Genomic DNA, 15,810 nt, shown 5'->3' on the forward strand with positions numbered 1-15,810 from the left:
ATGGCGCGCTTGACCATAAAGGGTATCTCGAAGAGTTTCGGTTCCTCTCATGCGGTTCGTGATGTCTCGCTCGATGTCGAGGATGGAGAACTGGTTTGCCTTCTCGGTCCTTCCGGCTCGGGCAAGTCGACACTGCTTCGCATGATCGGCGGCTTCGAAGCACCGACCGCCGGAAGTATCCTGATCGATGCCAAGGATGTGACGTCGTTGCCGCCGGAAAAGCGCCCGACGGGGATGGTGTTCCAGAGCCATGCTCTGTGGACCCACATGGATGTCTTCAACAACATAGCGTTCGGCCTGAAACTGCGCCGCCTTCCGAAAGCTGAGATCCGCGAACGCGTCGAGCAGGCTCTGGCGCTCGTTGGCCTCGCCGATTACGGCAAGCGCATGACGACGCAGCTTTCCGGTGGACAGCAGCAGCGTGTGGCGCTTGCCCGCTCGCTCGTGCTCGAACCGAAGATCCTCTTGCTCGACGAACCCTTCGCAAGCCTTGACCAGCACCTGCGCGAGCGGTTGCGTGAAGAGGTACGTGATATCCAGCAGCGGCTGGGCATCACGACGCTTTTCGTCACGCACGGGCAGGACGAGGCGCTGGCGTTGGCCGACCGGATCGTCGTCATGCGCGACGGCAGCACCGAGCAGATCGGGCCGCCGGACCGCATCTATCGAGAGCCGGAGACGGAATTCGTTGCCGGCTTCATCGGCTCGATGAACTTCATTCGCACGACCGTCAAAGCCGGATTGAGCGAGCATGCTGCCTTCGCGCTCCCGGTCCCCGTCGCGGATGGCGACGTCGTACTCGCCGTTCGCCCTGAGGCCCTGTCAATTGCTACGGCCAAGGGGGCAGGCGCCGGCGTCGTTCACCGGAGTATCGACTTCGGGACACACAAGGTCGTCGACGTCGATCTTGCCGACGCGACGCGGGTGAAAGTCATGACATCGAGCGACAGCAATTGGACGAAGAGTATGCAGGTGGATCTTACGGCCACTGCCTTCAGAGTTTTCCGCGACAATCGTCTGGTGCACGAGTTCGCCACGACGCAGTCGCGTCAGAATGATCGGGTGTTTGGACATGCTTGACGGGCGCGGGATTGCAATCGAACGGGCCGGGCATCGCACGTGGCTGAAATGGCATCGGGGACACCGCTTCGCCGGCGACATCTCGTTCACCGGCGAGCGCATCGTCGAGGGAATGGAACTCGGAGCCAGCGTCGAGATCGACCTGGTGCGCTTCGGCGGAGATGGTTTCGCGGTGCTGCATGACGAAACGCTCGATGCAGCGACAACGGGGACCGGTCCCGTTCGGGAGGCAACGGAGAGCTATCTGCGCGGTCTCCATCTGCGCGATCCATTCGGAGCGCAGAGTGCGCACAAGGTGATGATGCTCGAGGATCTCGCGCACCTTCTGGCAAAGATCGATCGCGATCCCAGGGCCGGTCTGCAGCTTGATCTCAAGGAGAATTCGAACACCATTCGAGACGCCGACATTGCCGCATTCGCAGCGGCTATCGCTCCAGTGGCGGAGTCAGTCATTCTTTCAGGCGGCGACTCCCTTGCGGTCGAGCGGCTCTCGAAAGCCGTGCCCGAGATGGCGATCGGTTACGACCCGTGCCACGACGGAGCGATCGAACGGCTCATGGAAACGCGTGATTTTGAAGGCTTCGTAGTGGGCGCGGTAGATGCGGCGCCGCGTGCGAGAATGATCTATCTCAATCGCCGCCTGGTTCTGTTCGCCGATCAGGCAGGATTTGATATGATCGCGGCCTTCCACGATACGGGCCGGGTCGTTGACGCCTACACGATCAACTCGGCCGTGCCGTCAACATTGCCAACGGTCAGACGGCTGCTTGAGCTGAAGGCCGACCAGATCACGACCGATGATCCGGTTGGTCTGGAGCGGCTTCTGACGGAAGATCAGGTCTGAAGGCCTTCAACGAGCCAAGGGTGGAGAGACCGGTTTCCGGCGAGGATATCGCCATTCTCGGTGACCGGGCCACCATTGAAGGCGGTGACCACGCCACCGGCCTCGCGCACGAGCAGGGCAGACGCTCCGTAGTCGTGCAACGATAGCCCATCCTCAAAGAAGCCGTCGAGACGGCCGCACGCGACATAGGCGATCGACAGCGCTGCCGAACCCAATCTCCGCACGCCTGCGGTGGTCGCCATGAGACGCTTCAGTGCGCTGAAATAGACGCTCTCAGGAACGGCCTTCAGCTGGCCGGGAACCGGCAAGCCCGCACCAACAAGAACGTCTTCGGTTCCCTTGGAGCCCACACACGCGATCCGCTGCCCATCGAGATAGGCGCCGCCACCAAGCTCGGCGCTGAACAGCTCGTCCAGCATCGCGTCGTAGACGACACCAGCCACGAGCTCATCGTTCTCGACGATCGAGATGGTCATGCCGAAATGGGGTATCCCCCAGGCGAAGTTCGTCGTGCCGTCGATCGGGTCGATATAGATCACCGGGGCGCCTTCCGCGGCGTTGCGGTTGCCGACCGCCTCTTCGCCCTTGATCGCATAAGTCGGAAAGGACTTGTTCAGTTCGTCCACGATGATCCGTTCGACGGCAACGTCGATCTCGGTCTGATAGTCCCGCGGTGCTTTGGCCAGCAGTTCGCCATCCATGCGACGACGGAGCGACGAGCGCGCCTTGATCCCGCCGATGAGGACGGCTTCCGCGAGCGCCGTAAGGCGTGGAGAGGCGTCTGGGGAGATGCGGGAGGACACTTTGGCGGCTTCGGAGGAATTTGGATTCGACATCATTCGAAAGCTCATGGCAGAGCCATATGAACCTTTGATGACGAGATTCTTGTGGTGCAGCGCCAGGTGACATTTCTCGAAATAATGTGAATGTTCAGATGCTTGAAGCTCACCCCATCCCAACCGGCCCAATCAATGGATCCGAGCACGTAGGGAGCGTAGAGGAAGTCACGGATCCCGATGATCCGGTTGTCTGTTCATTCAATGAAGATAAAATGGGCGGGATCTTCCATTGGACCTTCACTGTCGAGGACCGACATGGCAGACGATCCTTCGATCGCACCGGGCGAACCGCCATTTCGAAATTTCCGTATAACGCGTGAAGTAGGGTGTGATCTTCTCGCGTCCCTGCGAGCGAAGCCGATTGACCAACTCGAGCTTTACGTCTGCTTTTCAGCGACGAACGCGCGCATGCCGGACAGAGGCAGCATTCAGATTTCGCTGGGTTACCGGTCGCCCTTTGCCGAAAGGGCAAGAAGTCCGAGCGCCACGGTAAACAACAGGGTTGTTGCGAACCTGTCCGGATATTGAAGGAAATCCGGAATCGTATCCGGGTCGGGGCCGTCGAACGATACGTATTGACCGTATACGAGCACCAGCAACGCAATCGCTACTGAAAATCCCGCGACTCTGACAAGCTTGACCATACCGTACTCTCCGCAATTTTACGGGGACGTTCCCCGACGCGACTTCGGTAGAACGACCCTATCGTTAAACGGGTCAATTGGGTCGAAAGTGGGATTGGGGCTCTCGCGCGGTCAGCCGTTGACGACTGTCCGACGATAATGCGGGAGGATGTGATCCCGTGTCAGGGGAGCAACCTGAACAGTCGGATCGCCATTGACGGAAATCCATCGGATTTCGGCAATCTCGGCCGTGGGGCGTGCAATCTGATCGCCGATGTCGACTTCGAAAACATCAGCCACGACGAGATGGCCGGGTTCGTTTGCCGCCTCTGCCTGAAAATGACCGAGGAACCGCATCCTTGAGCTGGATATTTCCAGACCTAGCTCCTCATGCAGTTCGCGGACGAGAGCCTGCTCGGCTGTCTCATCAGGTTCCAGCTTGCCTCCGGGCTGCATGAAGGCCGACGTTCCCTTCTTGCGGACCAGCAATGTTTCGTTGTCGTGCCGCGTGAGAAGAGCCGCGGCGATCTGGATTCGTCGTTCCATCGTAGTTTCGAACCGGTGGGCTGCAGGTTCTGTGAGCTATATCGACAGCCTGCCGATGCCGCAACAAGGAAGCGCTGCGCGCAGGTGGGGTCAGGCCACCTGCCGGACATTGAGCGGCGGGACCATGTCAGGCTACGGCCTTGAACGACTGCCCACTGTTGACCGCCTTTCCGTCTACGGGTGGAAGGTAGATGCTGGTCTTGCCGAACCCGCGGTATTGAGCACCCCTTGCGGCCGCGTCACTGCCCGGTTCGCGAACCCACTTGCGGCGGTTCAGCTTGAACCGCTTGACCAGTTGCTCGAGTTCGTTCGCACCCAGGGAAAGCGCCTCGGCAATCGCACTCATGTTGATCACCATGCCAGCGTTTTCCTGGGTCATCGTGTCGAGGGCGCTCATCGCGATGTTGATTTCACCAAGACTTGCCGATTGCTCGGACGATCCGCTCGAAATCGCGTCAATGTTGATGTCGATCGATTGGACGTATTCCTCGATGCTCTTGAGTGCATCGCCGGTCTCGCCCACGAGGCGCACGCCTTCCTTTACTTCCGCCGAGGAATTGCCAATCAGGTTGGAGATGTCCTTGGCCGCATCGGCAGACCGTTGAGCGAGCGCGCGGACTTCCTGCGCGACCACCGCAAATCCCTTGCCGGCGTTTCCGGCGCGGGCGGCCTCGATCCCGGCGTTGAGGGCGAGAAGATTCGTCTGAAATGCAATCTCATCAATCATGCCGACAATGTTCGAGATCTCGTTCGAAGCCGCGTTGATGCGATCCATGGCGCTGACCGTCAATGTAACCACCTGGACAGACCGCGACACGGCCGAGCGAGCCTCGGATACGAGTTTTCGGGCATCCGCCGTGCGCGTCGACGCCTCCCGAACTGTCTGTGTTATCTGCTCGAGCGTGCCGGTTGTTTCCTTCAGCGCCACAGCCTGCTGCGCCGAGCGGTCGGCAATGCCGCTGGTACTCTCCCGCATATCGCCGCTCTTTGAAGAGAGCATGCTGGTCTGGCCGAGAACCTGTTCGAGCGTTTCCTGAAATTTGGCCAGGGACTGATTGAAATCGTGACGCAAATGATCGAATTCCGGCACGAAGGGATCGTCGATCGTTACCCTGATGTTGCAGTCTGCCAACCGCTCCAGCCCGGAGCCAATCTCCTGCAAAGCGCGTACGCGGCCCGTTACATCCGTGGCGAACTTCACGACCTTGATGACGTTGCCATCATCGTCAAGGATGGGATTGTACGTCGCCTGGATATAGACGGCGTTTCCGTCCTTGGCCAACCGCTTGAACTCGTCACTGAAAAACTCCCCGGCGGCCAGCCGCGACCAGAACTGAGCGTATTCGGGAGATGAGACGTATCGCGCCTCGCAGAACATGCGGTGGTGCTGCCCGACGATTTCCTCAAGCGAATACCCAAGGCTGCCGAGAAAGTTTTCATTCGCCGTCATGATCCTGCCATCCGGCGTAAACTCGATAATTGCCTGAGCCCGCGACAATGCCGCGAGCTTGCCGCTGCTATCGATGTCCTGCAGTTTGCTGGCGGTGATATCGGTGGCGATCTTGACGACCTTGATGACTTTACCACGGCGAATGACCGGATTATAGGACGCCTCGATCCAGATCTCCTTGCCATTCTTGCCGATGCGCTTGTACTGCCGCTGATCGAACTGTCCTTCGGAGAGTCGTTTCCAGAAGGCGCTGTATTCGGAAGATTCGGCCTCGGCCGAGTGGACGAATATGCGGTGGTGCTTTCCGACGATCTCGTCTCTTTGATATCCGACGGCGCTGCAGAAGTTCTCGTTCGCATCGAGGATCGTTCCATCCGGCTTGAACGAGATGATGGCCTGCGAGCGATTTAGAGCCTCGAGGATTTCGGACGCGTTGCCGCCAAAAATAGATCTCAGTTGCAAACCATGGCTCCGATCAACAATAATTAGAATTTTCGGAATAATGGACGAAATACATTAAGTTGCTCTTACGGATGCGGCTGCATCGGTCGCTATACTTTGAAATTTGCGCTCAGAGCTACGCTTTCAACCGGTAGGCATTGAGACTGCCGCGACTGCATTTCGTGCTGGACGTCCTCTCCTAACGCCGGCTGAGCGCATCCCCGATCTTTGCTGTTCGGATTCAGGTTGCAGTCAGCCTTCTTCTTCAGAAGGGCTACTCGCGTCGGCGGTGAGGTTGGACGAAAGCTCCAGCCATGCCCGGCGACCCTCCATCAGCTGCTCGGCACGGTGGAGACGGAAACATCCATCTAACGGTGAAAGCGCGGCGCACCGCCAGGCGCAAGCAATCACTCCTGACGCAACCGCCATTCCGTCACGGCGCGGAAGATAGGGGCATCATTCGGTGAACGTTCTTCTTGTTGAAGACAACGTCGACATTGGCGACGCGATAGCGGCTCACGTGATCGCCGACGGGAACCGTGTCGACTGGTGCATGAATCTACGGGATGCTTTCCGAAAATTGCTGTCAAAGAAGTATGACCTCATCCTTCTGGACCTGCGTCTTCCCGATGGCAATGGCCTCACGCTTCTTGAGGACATCCGCGGCGGGAACGACGATGTTCCGGTGATCATCATGACGGCGCAAGACCAGCAGAGCGATCGGCTGGAGGGAATGGTGCGAGGAACGAACGACTTTCTCGTCAAACCCTTCGATCTCGCTGAATTGTCGAACCGGATGAGACTCATCAAGAACTGCACGCGATAGTTTGAAGAGCTCTGCGAGCCAACCGGTTGGATCGGCTTGCGCGCGTGTCGCCCGTCTGCCGTTTTGCGATCACTCTAAAGGTGACGCTTTCAGGTTGACGTCAGATTTATATGACCAAATCGCGCCGCGCCGGGGTGCTTCGGGGAAGAAAGCGCTCCAATTCAAATTGCTGTCTATTTGGAGCGGATATGACCGATCAGTCTACCCGTCTGGTTCTGCACACGCATGCGCGCGATCAAGTATTTGCCGACGAGCGCGAGTCGATTGCGGATTTCTCATTCAATTCTACCGTTGCCAACGTCTTTGACGACATGGTCAGCCGATCGGTGCCGTTCTACGGCGAGATGCAGCGTATGGTCTGCGAGCTGGCCCGGGATTTCGCGCAGCCTCATTCAAACCTTTACGATATCGGCTGCTCGACCGCCACGACGTTGCTCGCACTCGATCATGTGGTCGACAGCCATGTCGACTTTGTCGGCGTCGACAATGCGCCGGAAATGCTGAAAAAAGCCGCCGAGAAGATCGAGGCATCCGGAACCAACCGGTCGATCGATCTGGTAACGGGCGACCTCCACAGCGGTTTCGTCGTCGAAGACGCCAGCGTCGTGACCCTCCTTCTCACCCTGCAATTCGTTCGCCCGCTCTTTCGCGAGCGGGTGATGAAAACAATCTATCAGGGCCTGAATGAAAACGGCTGTCTGTTGCTCGTGGAAAAGCTGACGAGCGAGGATACGACCTTCAATCGCCTGTTTATCGACCACTACTACGACTTCAAGCGTCGCAACGGGTATTCATCCATCGAAATCTCGAAGAAGCGCGAAGCCTTGGAGAATGTCCTCATTCCGTATCGGTTGGAAGAGAACATCCAGCTGCTTCGCGAAACGGGCTTCAAGAGCACCGAAGTGTTTTTCCGCTGGTACAATTTCTGCGGCATTGTCGCGATCAAGTGAGACGACCCCATGAAGAACCTTATGCTGAAGATCGGGACCTTCTTCTTCAAATACCGGAACCAGGCGTTCCCGCTGATCATTGTCGCGCTGTTCGCCTTGTTTGCGCCAACCACAGCAATATTCGGCAGCAGCGCGGCGGAGCAATGGAAGGATGTTGTGGCCATCCTCGTCGTGCTCTCGGGGCTGCTGTTGCGCGCAACGGTGATCGGTTACGCCTACATCCAGCGCGGTGGGCGCAATAAACGTGTCTATGCCGCCAATCTGGTCACCGAAGGCATGTTCGGTGTCTGCCGCAATCCTCTCTATGTGGGGAATATGCTTATCTACGCCGGCCTCTTCCTGTTCCATGGAAACCCGGTGGTGGTCATCCTTGGATGCCTTCTGTTCGGGTTCATCTATCAGTGCATTATCCTCGCGGAAGAAGAGTTTCTTTCGGCCAAATTCGGTGACGCTTACAGCGCCTATTGTCGGGATGTGCCGAGATGGGCCCTGAAGCTCAGCGCATTTTCCGCCTCGACAGAGGGTATGGTCTTCAATCTGAAGCGTGTGGTGGCCAAGGATTACTCAACGATGTCCTCGACGCTGATCGCGCTGCTGGCGACGGAGTTCTATCGCGTGGCTGCCGATTCCATAACCGAACAGGAGGTATCCTACGCAATCCTTCTGGCGGTGCTCTTCGTCGGCGTCGTCGCTCTCACCGGTCTGGTGAGCTCGCTCAAGAAACGCGGCATCTTCGATGAACTGACCGCTGCGCACTGAAATCCTGTCGGTTTCATGGCTTGCACGGTATGCATTCGATCTTGGCTTATGCCATCGCGACGATCACGTGTGCCTGGATCTTGGCGCTAACTTCGCCCGTCCCGTGCCGCTCCGCCAGTGCCGACGTTGCGTGATCGGTTGCGGCGTCAAGTTTGCCGGAATCTCTGGCCTCGATCTCGCTGCGCAGTGGCGTTCCCTGGCAATAGGCAACGGCAACGGTGTGCGGCGAGGGGGCGCGGCTCTCTTCGGCGAGCGTATCGATCTCCACACGCGAGAAACCCGCATCCGCCAAATCACCGCGGATGATATCCTTGTCGTGGTAACCGTGTGGCGTGCGCGCGAGAAAGCGAGGCGGATCGTCGGGGAAAATCCCTGCGAGAGCGGTCGTTATCTCATCCGCAAACACATTCTCCTCGATCCGATCCCAGACGCTGAACAGAAGGCGCCCGCCTGGTTTCAGGACGCGCTTCACCTCTCGATAGGCAGCTGGGCGGTTCGGAAAGAACATCGCCCCGAACTGGCAGCAAACGAGATCGAAGGACGCATCCTCGAAAGGAAGGGCAAGAGCATCCGCCTGTCGCCATTGGACGCGGCTATCCGACGGCTGTTGTGAACGCGCGTAGTCGAGCATTGCCTGATTAAGGTCGGTGGCGACGTAGCGTGTATCTGGGGCAAGTCTACTGGCCATCGCGCGCGCGACGACGCCGGTGCCCGCAGCGGTTTCCAGGACTGAGCTTGGCGAGAACGAGGCTGCTCGTCGCGCAAGATCGACGGCATAGGGTTCAAAAATCATCGGAACCATATGTCGGTCGTAACTCTCCGGGATAGAACCGGCGAACTCCTTGTCAGCCTCCAACATTGGCGATCGCCCTCCGTCGGTCGTGATGGATGGCGAGACTAGCATAAGATCCAGCGTCTTGCGCGTCTTTATGGGAGCCCGGCGTGGCGCTTGACCAGATCCGTTCACAACTCCGAGAGCGGCCCATTGAAGCATGACCGGGTTGCGCTAGCTCACCGGGGTCTACGAGGAGAAAGTCGCATGCCACATGACGATCTGGAATTTCGGCTGCTGTCGGAGGCTGTGCAGCAGTGGTATCGATACTACGAGGTTACTCCGGACGAGCAATGCTCAAGCACGCTTTGCAATGCTGCGATCGACCTGTTCAATAGGGGCTATCGCACTGCTGACGACGTGGCCACCATGCTCATCGGAACCTACGTCGGACGCTGGGCCACACGGGTGAACATGCCAATCTCGTCGACAATCCATTAGGCCGATCTCGTCGGCCCGCCCAATTGCATTTCATCGTTACGCGGATCTTTCCGTTTCACCGCGCCGCCTGTTGTAGAGAGGCTGGAACACGTCCCGTTGGTCGCCGATCAAGGGAATGCGCGCAGGGCTTGCGTCGTACCGATCTCCTGACGCTAGGAGGCGCACCGCTCGTCCTTGGCTGTGCCTGAAGGCGAGGTGAAGCCCCTGGCTATATCCGCAAGCGTCACGCCCGCAAATCGCTTCAGCAGCAATTGCTCGGCATCGGCGAACACGTCCTTGAGGGTGGCGTTGACCGCCTTCTCGATCGGGCAACCCGGCATGTCATAAGCTGGGCCGAGAGCGAAGATCGAGGGCTCCCCAACCGCACGGTGAATGTCGAGAAGTGTTAGCTCGTCGAGGGGGCGTGCGAGGGTCCAGCCGCCGCCGTGCCCCTTTTCAGAGCGCACATAGCCGTTTTCGCGCAGTCCCGCCATCGTCCGCCGTATCACGACCGGGTTGGCATCAAGCATGCGAGCAATCATGTCCGAGGTCATTGCCCCATCATGCTGGCCCATATGGATCAGGACGTGCAACATGCGCGAAAGTCTACTGTCCTGTCTCATGCGTCCCGATCCCGTCATCAATGCCTGTTTCTCGCGGCATCCTAGCACGAACCCACATTTGTAACAACGAAAGTGTCGTGACCATTGACTCCGCAATGTCATGATACTTATGTTGTGGCGAGAAAAGGAGAGTGCGATGACCGACATCGTTCACGACGTGATTATCATCGGCGGAAGCTATTCCGGCTTATCCGCCGCCCTGCAGCTTGGACGCGCCCGCCGGGATGTGCTCATCATCGATGAGGGCCAGCGGCGCAATCGGTTCGCGAGCCATTCGCACGGCTTTCTGACCCAGGACGGCGTCGATCCGGCTGTTATCGCCGACAATGCGCGCGCGCAGGTGATGAAGTATCCGACCATCCAGTTTCTTTCCGGTCGCGCGGACAGCGCTGTTCGACTGAAAGCGGATCACTCATCCGGAGCCGCGTTCGAAATTGTTGCAAGCGGTCAGAGCCACTTTGCCCGCCGACTTCTGCTTGCGACCGGGGTCCGTGACATCCTTCCGGACATCAGCGGATTGCCGGAGCGTTGGGGCAAGTCCGTATTTCATTGCCCTTATTGCCACGGCTACGAACTTGAGCGCGGCGAGATCGGAGTCATCGCCGCATCGGCCTTGTCCATGCATCACGCGCTGATGCTGCCCGATTGGGGCCCGACCACATTCCTTGTCAACGGCGCTTTCGAACCGGATGCCGAGCAACGTGACGCCCTTGCCGCACGCGGCGTGAAAGTTGAGTCCATGCCGATCCGGGAGATCTTCGGACACGCCGATATCCGGCTGACGGACAGCCGCGAACTGTCGTTCACCGGGCTGTTCGCGCTGGCGCGGTTCGAGCTGACGAGCCCGATTGCCGAGACGATGGGGCTGGACCTCGAGGAGGGGCCGCTTGGATCGGTCATCAAGACCGACCCGATGAAGGAGACCAGCATGGCTGGCGTCTTTGCCTGCGGCGATGCCGCACGTCCGATGGCGTCCGTGGCGCTCGCTGTCGGCGACGGCAATCTGGCTGGCGCCGGTTTGCATCGATCGCTGATGTTCGGCTCTATTTGACGACGAGCGGCGCCGTCAAACTCTGTTGACGGTCACTTTGGTGCAGTGGCGGCGCTGGCTTGCTGTGCTCGGATTGCCTGGGCTGCCGCGGCGCCGCCGCCCTTATCGTCACCTCCAACCTGCACGGTCGGTTGGGCGAACGAGATGCCGTTTGCTAGGAACACTTCGCGGATCTTGGCGTAGGCTTTGCGGCGGATATAGGTCTGCATCCCCGGCACGGTAGTCATGGCGAAGCTCAAGACGATCCCATAGTCGGCGAACTGCTCCACGCCCTTCATCTTCAATGGCTCGATGAAGAGCTTGCCGAGTTCCTCGTCCTCTTTCAGCTCGGCGCCGACCTTCTTTGTGAGTTTGCGCGCTTTCTCGATGTCGGTCTCGAAGCCGACAGTAATTCTGAACTTGTCGATGACCCAGTCGCGGCTCATGTTCTCGACCGCGCCGAGCTCTCCGAACGGCACGGTAAACACCGGGCCGCGGTGATGGCGAAGGCGGACCGATCGCAGGCTGAAGCCTTCGACTGTTCCCTTGTAATCTTTCGCCTGGATGTACTCGCCAACGCGGAAAGCATCATCGAGCATGTAGAAGACGCCGCTGATCACGTCCTTGACGAGCGTTTGCGACCCGAAGCCGATCGCGACGCCAAAGATGCCGGCTCCGGCGATAAGCGGTCCGATCTGCACCCCGAGCTGCGACAGCACCACCAATCCCGCTAGCACGGCGACGACGACGGCCAAGGCATTGCGGAAGATCGGAAGAAGCGTACGGAAACGCGCCCGCCGCGCAGCATCGGCGGGATTGAGCGATGTCGTGTCGGTCGTCACCAGCAGCGAGCGATCAATCCAGCCTCTGGCGAGCTGCCAGAGGAAATCCGCGCAAACGAGGATGAGGACACTTTTCAGGCCGCCATAGAACAAGGAAACGAGGACGGGATCCCGTTGGCCAAGCGAGTCCGGGTTGAGGTGCCAGACGAGCGCCAGCCATCCGACCGCAAGGGCGATGATCGCGGCGCGTGCCCCTCGGATGATCAGCACGCCGCGGAAACTGGCGGGATCGCTGGTGAAGGATGCCGCCAGGCGGCCGACCCCATTGAGGATTGCCGGCAGAGCGAGCGCGTAGATGCCAATCCAGAAGAGGCCCCTCATATTGAGGCACCAGACCAGCCAGAGCACGACCAAGAAAGCCATTATGCCGAGCTTCCAGGGTCGCGACCGGCTTGATGTCGCCCATACCATCTCAATTGCCAGACATAGCCCGACGATCGAGAAGCAGTAGCTGATTGCATCCGTGACAAGCGGCGGGACGCCGAGCGGCTCTCCGATGGCGGCGGTGGCAACCGCGAGGCTAACGACCCCGATGAACAGCATCAGCCGGTTGCGCAAAGGGGGGCTGATATCGGCTGCGTAGAGAAATGCCGCCGCGAGGCGGAAGAGGATGAAGGCTGAGAGATAGGCGAGCAGCACGACGCGGGCGAGGGGTGGCCAGTCCACCGCAAAGAATACGATCGCCATCGCGCCCGCAAAGATTCCGACCGGTGCCAACCGACCTATCAACGTCTCTCGCCGTATGGAGACCTTGCGATAGAGAAACTCGGCGACCAGACCAAGGGCAACCAGCCCGCCGAATATCATGAATATGGGCGCATAGCCCCTGCTGGTGGCATCGTTGCGCGCTCTGGAGGCGGCTGCGGCGAATTCTCCCGGGATTTCGGGGATTGCCGCTCTGATCTGGTCGACACGCGCGCGGGCCGCCGATTCCCATTTCGCCAAGGAGCCAGTCGACGATGGGGTAACGGCGGGCGTTCCAGCCTCTTTGCGGCTGTTCAGCCAAGCCTGCACGTCCTTGTCCTGCAGCAGGCGCACGAGTTCGTCAATCTTCTCCTGCGAAGCCGGAGCCGGTGCCTGCGCGAAGGCGCAGAATGAAAACAGTAGCCCCACGAGGAAAGACAGAGACCATTTCATGCCGAGTATCCTATTGCGTCAGCGTCTGTGGCTTCAGGTCGCCGCCCAGCGTGTCGTCTGGCTGCTGGGGCTTCTTTTTCCGGATGAGCGGCTGCTCGATGATCGTGGCGGGTGCTGCCACCGCTGCTCCGGCAACCGTGCCGATATTCGTGACAGTGCCGCCGACGACCGCCGTAATGCCTTCACTAAGCGAGACCTTTGAATCGGTGAGCGTCTGTCCGGTCATGAGGCGCTGACCGATGAGCTGGACGATTTCAGGGCTCTCGGCGAACTTGCCGTGATTGAGGCCGTCTTCCGTTTTCACCTTCGTCAAATCGATTGCCGTGATGCCGGCTTTCTCCAGCTTCGAGCGATACGGTTCCTCCGCAGGATTGATTGCGCCCAAGCGCGAGACGCGTCCGGTGATGAAGCTGGAGACCGCAAGCGCCTTGTCGTCCTGGGAGACGAAAATCGTGAACTTCGGTCGCGGCTCGCCCATTTCCACGTACTGTTTCGCAAAGACCTGAATGTCGATGTCGGGCGAGGCAAGGATCACGTTGTGGATCTTCGAGTTCACGTGTCCATCGCGTATGCCCATCTGGCGCAACGACTCCATTGCGAGCCACGTTCCCATGGAATGGGCCATGATGGTGATATCTTTGACATTGGGGTCAGCGGCCAGCGTGCGTAGAGCCTGCTCCAGTCCTGTGCGGGAGTAGTTGGTGCTCTCCTTGTCATACTGGTAGGCCGTGATTTCGGCTCGCGACGGCCACGTAAACAGCACCGGCGTCGCCTGCATCTTGCTGTCCTGCACGATTTGCGCCAGCCGGAAAACGGAATCTTCGTAGGTATTGTTGAAGCCGTGAACGAAGACCAGCGCATGCCCGCCATTCACGTGTTGCCCAAACCACTGGCGTCCCTGGGCGATCGTGTCGATCTGTTGGACATTGGTGACGGCAAAATCCTTTGCGGGGTCCGGCGGCAACTGCTGCGGCCACTGGACGGTGCCGGACTCGCGCTTCGGCGGGAGAGACACGGTGATCTGCGTCAGGTGTGGCTTTGCGCTTCGTTCGCCATTGAACAGGGTTGCCGGATCTCCGGAGGGTTCGCGCGTGGTGGCAACCAGCATTTCGACCTTGGATGTCGGTGGTGTGTTCGCGGTGAGCTTGACCGGCATCATAACGCCGTCCGGATGTCCGCAGCCTGTCAGAACAAGGAGAAGAAAAAGGGTACCACTACGTCTTAACATACACGCATTCCAGCTATCGCCCGGGAGGAGGGCTCTCAAGACTGGAGGCTAGCAGCAGGTGCGTGGCGAGGCCTGTAGCATCACGTAGATTCTGTACCCGTTGACGCTTCTGTGGTGCGGAATTGTCACGCGTTCTCTGGGTAGAAAGAAGGACGGGATTCCACGGCTGATTGCCCCCCGATGTCGTGAGCGACGCGAGGCCGGAGAAGGCGCCTCAAATAGCTATCTCGATCAGAAAGCTCACATGGAACTCGAGGCCAAGACGGCCCATGGCATTGCATTTGCGTCGAGACGCCCAAATTCTTTCAGGCTATGAAGGCTCATCGCCGATCCAACCGAAACCGAGGTTCGTTTCATGCCGCTGAAAGTTCTTTTCATTGGAGGTACCGGCCAGATCTCCTATCCATGCGTGGAACGCGCTGTGATGCAAGGCCACGATGTGAGCGTGTACAACCGTGGCCTGACAGGAAATCCGCTCCCGGCAAGGGTCACGTCTATTGCAGGCGAACTCGGATCCGCGGCTTACACCGAGCTCGCGAAGGCGCGCTACGACGTCATCTGCCAGTTCATCGCTTTCACGCCGGACCAGATCGCGCGCGACATCGAATTGTTCTCGGGCAATTGCGGCCAGTACATCTTCATTTCTTCGGCTTCGGTCTACCAGAAACCACCTCGACACTACGTGATCACCGAAGAGACGCCGGCGATCAATCCGTACTGGCCCTACAGCCAGGCGAAAATCGCCTGCGAGGAGTTGCTGACGAATTCCGGCAATCTTGCGTGGACGATCGTGCGTCCGAGCCACACGGTTAGAACCCGCCTGCCCATCATGTTGGGAGACGGTGACGTCGTCGCGCGACGCATGCTGGACGGCGAGCCGACGATTGTCGCAGGTGATGGCCATACGCCCTGGACGCTCACGCGTTCGATCGATTTCGCCTGGCCGTTCGTCGGACTTTTCGGCAAGGATGCAGCGCTGCGCGAAGTGTTTCACATCACCTCTGATCGCGCGCACTTATGGGACGATATTCAACGGACGATCGCGAGATTGCTCGGTGTTGAAGCCAAGATCGTCCATGTGCCGACGGATACGCTTATCAAGTATAATCCGGATTGGGTCGGGCCGCTTTTGGGCGACAAGGCCTGGACAGCGATCTTCGACAACTCCAAGGTCAAGCACGTTGCGGGTGACTTCTCCTGCGCGGAAAACCTCGATGAAATCCTGGCCGAACCAATCCAGCACCTCAAGCAACGCTTCTCCAAGAGTCGACCACCAAGAGGTGAACTGGATGCATTGATCGACAGAATCTGCGCCGCGCAAGGCGCGCTGGGCTGAAACC

At 59.1% G+C, this 15,810-nt stretch carries 16 protein-coding genes; 8 read left to right on the forward strand and 8 right to left on the reverse strand.

Translation table 11 applies throughout. From position 1 onward, the window contains the following. Entirely contained in the window at window positions 1-1,080 is a 1,080-nt protein-coding gene (locus FZ934_RS22015; protein ID WP_153273006.1) for an ABC transporter ATP-binding protein, read from the forward strand. Next, the gene (locus tag FZ934_RS22020) at window positions 1,073-1,924 is read left to right on the forward strand and encodes a glycerophosphodiester phosphodiesterase (RefSeq protein ID WP_153273007.1); all 852 of its coding nucleotides are present in this window, start codon (window positions 1,073-1,075) and stop codon (window positions 1,922-1,924) included. The genes FZ934_RS22015 and FZ934_RS22020 overlap by 8 nt, the downstream gene beginning before the upstream one ends. Here FZ934_RS22020 and FZ934_RS22025 read toward each other — a convergent pair. The 4 genes from FZ934_RS22025 to FZ934_RS22040 all read right to left on the reverse strand — a co-directional run bounded on the left by FZ934_RS22025 (window position 1,915) and on the right by FZ934_RS22040 (window position 5,844). Next, window positions 1,915-2,760 carry an inositol monophosphatase family protein gene (locus tag FZ934_RS22025; RefSeq protein ID WP_153273988.1) on the reverse strand — a complete coding sequence of 282 codons (846 nt, stop codon included), beginning with the start codon at window positions 2,758-2,760 and terminating at the stop codon, window positions 1,915-1,917. The two genes, FZ934_RS22020 and FZ934_RS22025, sit on opposite strands and share 10 nt — an antisense overlap. Before the next feature lie 446 nt (window positions 2,761-3,206). Then, window positions 3,207-3,407 carry a hypothetical protein gene (locus FZ934_RS22030; RefSeq protein WP_153273008.1) on the reverse strand — a complete coding sequence of 67 codons (201 nt, stop codon included), beginning with the start codon at window positions 3,405-3,407 and terminating at the stop codon, window positions 3,207-3,209. A gap of 111 nt (window positions 3,408-3,518) precedes the next feature. Next, the gene (locus FZ934_RS22035; RefSeq protein WP_153273009.1) at window positions 3,519-3,932 is read right to left on the reverse strand and encodes an NUDIX hydrolase; all 414 of its coding nucleotides are present in this window, start codon (window positions 3,930-3,932) and stop codon (window positions 3,519-3,521) included. Between the two features lie 127 nt (window positions 3,933-4,059). After that, window positions 4,060-5,844, reverse strand: a complete 1,785-nt coding sequence (locus FZ934_RS22040; protein WP_153273010.1) for a methyl-accepting chemotaxis protein — start codon at window positions 5,842-5,844, stop codon at window positions 4,060-4,062. Between the two features lie 442 nt (window positions 5,845-6,286). On the opposite strand from FZ934_RS22040, the gene FZ934_RS22045 reads away from it, so the two are divergent. The 3 genes from FZ934_RS22045 (at window position 6,287) to FZ934_RS22055 (ending at window position 8,358) form a co-directional block, all read left to right on the forward strand. Then, complete coding sequence (locus FZ934_RS22045; RefSeq protein ID WP_153273011.1) at window positions 6,287-6,649, forward strand: response regulator transcription factor; 363 nt, start codon at window positions 6,287-6,289, stop codon at window positions 6,647-6,649. 188 nt (window positions 6,650-6,837) lie between these two features. Further along, window positions 6,838-7,599, forward strand: a complete 762-nt coding sequence (gene cmoA, locus FZ934_RS22050; protein ID WP_153273012.1) for a carboxy-S-adenosyl-L-methionine synthase CmoA — start codon at window positions 6,838-6,840, stop codon at window positions 7,597-7,599. Window positions 7,600-7,608: 9 nt separating this feature from the next. After that, a complete protein-coding gene (locus FZ934_RS22055) occupies window positions 7,609-8,358 on the forward strand; it encodes a methyltransferase family protein (protein ID WP_153273013.1) in 750 nt (249 codons plus the stop codon). 46 nt (window positions 8,359-8,404) lie between these two features. On the opposite strand, the gene FZ934_RS22060 is transcribed toward FZ934_RS22055, so the two are convergent. Then, the gene (locus tag FZ934_RS22060; RefSeq protein WP_153273014.1) at window positions 8,405-9,217 is read right to left on the reverse strand and encodes a class I SAM-dependent methyltransferase; all 813 of its coding nucleotides are present in this window, start codon (window positions 9,215-9,217) and stop codon (window positions 8,405-8,407) included. A gap of 180 nt (window positions 9,218-9,397) precedes the next feature. On the opposite strand from FZ934_RS22060, the gene FZ934_RS22065 reads away from it, so the two are divergent. Next, a complete protein-coding gene (locus tag FZ934_RS22065; protein ID WP_153273015.1) occupies window positions 9,398-9,631 on the forward strand; it encodes a hypothetical protein in 234 nt (77 codons plus the stop codon). Between the two features lie 152 nt (window positions 9,632-9,783). Here the strand turns inward: FZ934_RS22065 and FZ934_RS22070 are convergent, their stop codons facing one another. Continuing rightward, window positions 9,784-10,233 carry an Rrf2 family transcriptional regulator gene (locus FZ934_RS22070; protein WP_153273016.1) on the reverse strand — a complete coding sequence of 150 codons (450 nt, stop codon included), beginning with the start codon at window positions 10,231-10,233 and terminating at the stop codon, window positions 9,784-9,786. Window positions 10,234-10,369: 136 nt separating this feature from the next. On the opposite strand from FZ934_RS22070, the gene FZ934_RS22075 reads away from it, so the two are divergent. Then, window positions 10,370-11,284, forward strand: coding sequence for an NAD(P)/FAD-dependent oxidoreductase (locus FZ934_RS22075; protein WP_432443656.1), 915 nt, complete (start codon window positions 10,370-10,372; stop codon window positions 11,282-11,284). A 32-nt stretch (window positions 11,285-11,316) separates the two neighbouring features. Here the strand turns inward: FZ934_RS22075 and FZ934_RS22080 are convergent, their stop codons facing one another. Both FZ934_RS22080 and FZ934_RS22085 read right to left on the reverse strand, forming a co-directional pair. After that, window positions 11,317-13,242, reverse strand: a complete 1,926-nt coding sequence (locus tag FZ934_RS22080; protein WP_153273017.1) for a mechanosensitive ion channel family protein — start codon at window positions 13,240-13,242, stop codon at window positions 11,317-11,319. A gap of 10 nt (window positions 13,243-13,252) precedes the next feature. Continuing rightward, on the reverse strand, window positions 13,253-14,470 hold the full coding sequence (locus tag FZ934_RS22085) for an alpha/beta hydrolase (protein ID WP_153273018.1): 1,218 nt from the start codon (window positions 14,468-14,470) through the stop codon (window positions 13,253-13,255). Window positions 14,471-14,825: 355 nt separating this feature from the next. Between FZ934_RS22085 and FZ934_RS22090 the strand changes: the two genes are divergently transcribed. Beyond that, window positions 14,826-15,806, forward strand: a complete 981-nt coding sequence (locus FZ934_RS22090; RefSeq protein WP_153273019.1) for an SDR family oxidoreductase — start codon at window positions 14,826-14,828, stop codon at window positions 15,804-15,806. Window positions 15,807-15,810: the final 4 nt, after the last annotated feature.

It is taken from the genome of Rhizobium grahamii (genome assembly GCF_009498215.1).
GTDB classification, from domain to species: domain Bacteria; phylum Pseudomonadota; class Alphaproteobacteria; order Rhizobiales; family Rhizobiaceae; genus Rhizobium; species Rhizobium grahamii_A.